This is a genomic window from Paraburkholderia sediminicola (assembly GCF_046026855.1).
Taxonomy (GTDB): Bacteria; Pseudomonadota; Gammaproteobacteria; order Burkholderiales; family Burkholderiaceae; genus Paraburkholderia; species Paraburkholderia sediminicola_A.
Genome location: NZ_JAQQET010000073.1, coordinates 1 through 4,419, shown reverse-complemented (window position 1 = coordinate 4,419; position 4,419 = coordinate 1). Strand labels below are relative to the sequence as shown.

4 protein-coding genes are annotated in these 4,419 nt (G+C 61.4%); all 4 read left to right on the top strand.

The window, feature by feature from the left end; all coding sequences use genetic code 11:
• Positions 1-927: ABC transporter ATP-binding protein (locus PQR40_RS38775; protein WP_408511260.1), on the top strand; the 927-nt coding region annotated here is incomplete at its 5' end.
• A 71-nt stretch (positions 928-998) separates the two neighbouring features.
• On the top strand, positions 999-1,886 hold the full coding sequence (locus tag PQR40_RS38770; RefSeq protein WP_408242358.1) for an ABC transporter permease subunit: 888 nt from the start codon (positions 999-1,001) through the stop codon (positions 1,884-1,886).
• Positions 1,883-2,794, top strand: coding sequence for an ABC transporter permease subunit (locus tag PQR40_RS38765; protein ID WP_408242354.1), 912 nt, complete (start codon positions 1,883-1,885; stop codon positions 2,792-2,794). Before PQR40_RS38770 ends, PQR40_RS38765 begins: the two co-directional genes overlap by 4 nt.
• A 38-nt stretch (positions 2,795-2,832) precedes the next feature.
• A complete protein-coding gene (locus PQR40_RS38760; protein ID WP_408511259.1) occupies positions 2,833-4,419 on the top strand; it encodes a DUF3138 family protein in 1,587 nt (528 codons plus the stop codon).

Sequence of the window (4,419 nt, the reverse complement as noted above, 5' to 3'; positions counted from 1 at the left end):
TCGGTGAGCTCCGGGCGCATCTTCGTCGACGGCGAGGATCTCGCCGCGATGCCGCCGTACAAGCGGCCCGTCAACATGATGTTCCAGTCGTATGCGCTGTTCCCGCATATGAGCGTCGAAGCGAACATCGCCTTCGGCCTCAAGCAGGAAGGCACGCCGAAGAATGAGATCAGGGAACGCGTCGCCGACGCGCTGCATCTCGTACAGATGAGCAAATACGCACAGCGCAAACCGCACCAGCTCTCCGGCGGCCAGCAGCAGCGTGTGGCGCTGGCCCGCTCGCTCGTCAAGCGCCCCAAGCTGCTGCTGCTCGACGAACCGATGTCGGCGCTCGACAAGAAGATCCGCCAGAAGACCCAGCTCGAACTGGTGAACATCATCGAGAAGGTCGACGTGACCTGCGTGATGGTCACGCACGATCAGGAAGAAGCCATGACGATGGCCGGGCGCCTCGCCGTGATGAGCGAAGGGCGCATCGTGCAGATCGGCTCGCCCAGCCAGGTGTACGAGTTTCCGAACAGCCGCTTCTCGGCCGAGTTCATCGGCTCGACCAACCTGTTCGAAGGCACCGTGGTCGCGGATGAACCCGACCACATCTTCGTCGAAAGCGAAGACCTCGAAACGAACATCTACGTGAGCCATGGCATTACCGGCCCGCTCGGCATGCCGGTGGGCATCTCGGTGCGTCCGGAACGCGTGAAGGTCTCGCTCGAGAAGCCTGCCACGCCGCACAACTGGGCGCGCGGCGTGGTCTCGGATGTCGCCTACATGGGCAGCTATTCGCTGTATCACGTGCGCCTGCCGAGCGGCAAGACGGTCGTCTCCAACCTCTCCAGCTCGCACCTGATGAGCGAAGGTGCGCCGTCCTATAACGACGACGTGTTCGTCTACTGGTCGCCGGCTAGCGGCGTGGTGCTGACCCAATGAGCCATCCCACACTCTCCTCCCCCGCGCTGTCCGGCAGCCGTTTGCTCGGCTCACTGAAAAAACGCCTCGCGATGCTGGTGCCGTCGGGCCGCACGACCGTGATCGGTGTGCCGTTCCTGTGGCTCTTCGTGTTCTTCGCGTTGCCGTTCGTGCTGGTGCTGAAGATCAGCTTCGCCGATCTGCGTCTGGGCATTCCGCCGTACACGGATCTCGTGACGGTCAAGGACGGCATGGTGCACTTCGCGATGCAGCTCGGGCACTACGCGTTCCTGCTGCAGGACGATCTGTACGTCGCGACCTACATCAGCTCGCTGAAAATGGCGGCGGTCTCGACCTTCTTCTGCCTGCTGATCGGCTATCCGGTTGCGTACTACATCGCACGCTCGGAACCGGCCCGGCGCAACCTGCTGATGATGGGCGTGATGCTGCCGTTCTGGACGTCGTTCCTGATCCGCGTCTACGCATGGATCGGCATCCTGAAGGACGACGGCCTGCTCAACCATACGCTGATGGCGATCGGCATGATTCATTCGCCGTTGCGGCTCTACCACACGGATATTGGCGTCTATATCGGCATGGTCTATTCGTACCTGCCGTTCATGGTGATGCCGCTTTATGCGCACCTGGTGAAGATGGATCTGACGTTGCTCGAAGCGGCCTATGACCTCGGTTGCAAACCCTGGGCGGCGTTCACGCGTATCACCTTGCCGCTGTCGAAGAACGGCATCATCGCCGGCAGTCTACTGGTGTTCATTCCGGCGGTGGGCGAGTACGTGATTCCTGAACTGCTCGGCGGCGCCGACACGCTGATGATCGGACGCGTGATGTGGGATGAATTCTTCAACGATATGGACTGGCCGATGGCATCCGCTGTCACCGTCGCCATGGTTCTACTGCTGCTCGTGCCGATGGCCGTGTTCCAGTACTACCAGGTCAAGGAACTGGAGGGTGCGAAATGATCAAGCCTAACAAGACGCTGTCCACGAGTGTGCTGACTGTCGGGTTTCTGTTTCTGTATATCCCGATCATCAGCCTGGTGGTGTATTCATTCAACGAGTCGAAGCTCGTCACGGTCTGGTCCGGCTTCTCGCTCAAATGGTACGGCGCGCTGCTGCAGGACGACGAACTGCTCAGTGCGGCCTGGCTGTCGCTGAAAATCGGTCTCATGACCGCGTTTGCCTCCGTCGTGATCGGTACCTGGGCCGGGTTCGTGCTGGCCCGCTTCGGACGCTTTCGCGGCTTCACGCTGTTCGCCGGCATGATCAACGCGCCGCTCGTGATTCCTGAAGTGATCCAGGGCATCTCGCTGCTGCTGCTGTTCGTCGCGCTCGAACAGATGCTCGGCTGGCCGAAGGGCCGCGGCCTCTTCACGATCTGGATCGGCCACGTGATGCTGTGCGTGTCGTACGTAGCGATCATCGTGCAATCGCGTATCAAGGAGATGAACAGGTCGCTCGAGGAAGCCGCACTCGATCTCGGCGCCACGCCTTTCAAGGTGTTCTTCCTGATCACCCTGCCGCTGATCTCGCAGGCGCTCATGTCCGGCTGGCTGCTGTCGTTCACGCTGTCTTTCGACGATCTCGTGCTCTCCGCGTTCCTGTCTGGCCCCGGCTCGACCACGTTGCCACTCGTCGTGTTCTCGCGGGTGCGCCTCGGTCTGAATCCGGAAATGAATGCGCTCGCCACGATCTTCATCACCACGGTGACGATCGGCGTGATCGCTGTGAACCGCTGGATGCAGGTGCGTGAGCGCAGGCGCGATCGCGACATGCAGATGGCCTTCGCACTCGCCGAGGCCGCCGACCCCTTGCCGTTAGCACCACAACAAGCCGCCGTACGGAAGTCACTCGATACGGCACGCGCATAAGAAGTCCTTTTGCAATACGACCAATAAGGAGAATTTGCATGAGAAAGAAGCTCATCTGTCTGTTGGTGGCGGGGAGTTTGCCAGGCTTTGCCATGGCGGACGCCACCAGCGACCAGATCAAGGCGCTCCAGGCCCAGCTCAACGCACTGCAGAAAGAGGTGAAGCAGTTGCGCTCCGAGGTGGCGACCAAACCGAAAGCGGCCGCGGCTGCTGTCGCACCGGCCCCGGCGCCGGCCGTCGCGGAAGCGCCGGTGGACATCTCGTCGCCGGACTACGGCAAGGCCCGCGCGTCGCTGAGCAACGATCAGGTCGATTCGATGAAGCAGCAGCTCGCCAACCAGCAGCTGAAGGTCGATTCGCTGGTGGACGCGCAGAATACCGGTCCGCTCGCGGGTCTGTCGGTGACAGGCTATATCGATCCGACCTTCATGTATAACCGCGCGGCAAGCAGCGGGTCGTTCCTGTTCGCGAATCACGAAAGCAGCTACAACTACTTCAACAGTACGTTCGGCGATCTGTACCTCGACATCAAGAAGACCTTCGGTGTTGGCCCGATGGCGCCGTCGGCCGAGATCACCCTGATGCCGAACCGCGGCAACGGCATTACGCTGTTGCAGAACGAGCACGGCGAGATCGGCAACAACATTCTGAACACGGCCGTCGTGACCATTCCGATGACGGCGACGACGACCTTCGTAGCCGGTTTGATGCCGAGCTTCGGCGGCTATGAAGTGCAGCAGTCGAACCAGATGCTGACGCTCACGCACAACCTGCTGTATGACTTCTCCGATCCGGGCAGCTATGTCGGCGTCGGCCTGAACTACACGGGCGACGGCAGCAACTGGGCGTGGAAGTTCATGCTGGGCAACGAACAGTACCGCACGTACGGTTCGGTGGTGCAGACCGGCACCAACGCGCTGGGTGACCCGATCACGAGCAGCAACAAGATCCCGACCTTCACGGCCCGGGTCGACTACACGTGGTCGAGTGCGCTGGATGTGGGCGGCTCGTTCAATATCGGTCGTCAGACGCTCTCGGCCTCCACGCAGAACGTGAACGGCAATACGGTCCCGGTGTATGGCGTGGGCGGTGGCGCATCGAGCGCCTTCGGCACGTTCTTCTTCGGCGAAGCGGATCTGGCCTACACCCAGGCTGACGTTCAGTACAACGCCGAAGTCGACTACGGCCAGCAGCAGAACGCCGCGTTCAACGGTGGCCAGGCGCAGTGGTACGGCCTGTCGCTGCTCGCGCACCGCAAGTTCTCGCTGCCGGTGGTGGGGCGTATGGGCGCGACGGCACGCTATGACGTACTGGTCGACAGCAAGAACGGCGGCGGCGGTGGTGGCGTGGCGTTGAATTCGAACGGCATGGACACGGCGGACGGCTTCGGTATCGGCGCGGACTGCCTCGCCAATTCCAAGGCGGGCGGCGGCGTTGGCTTCGAGTGCAAGGGTGCGATCCACCAGGATGTGTCGCTCGACGTGCTGTTCTATCCGACCCAGCAGATTACTGTGAAGGTCGAATATCGCCACGACTGGGCCAACAAGCAGGTGTTCCTGAAGAACGACGGTTCGTACGGCAAGTCCAACGACATCCTCGCGACTCAGTTCATCTACTCGTTCTAA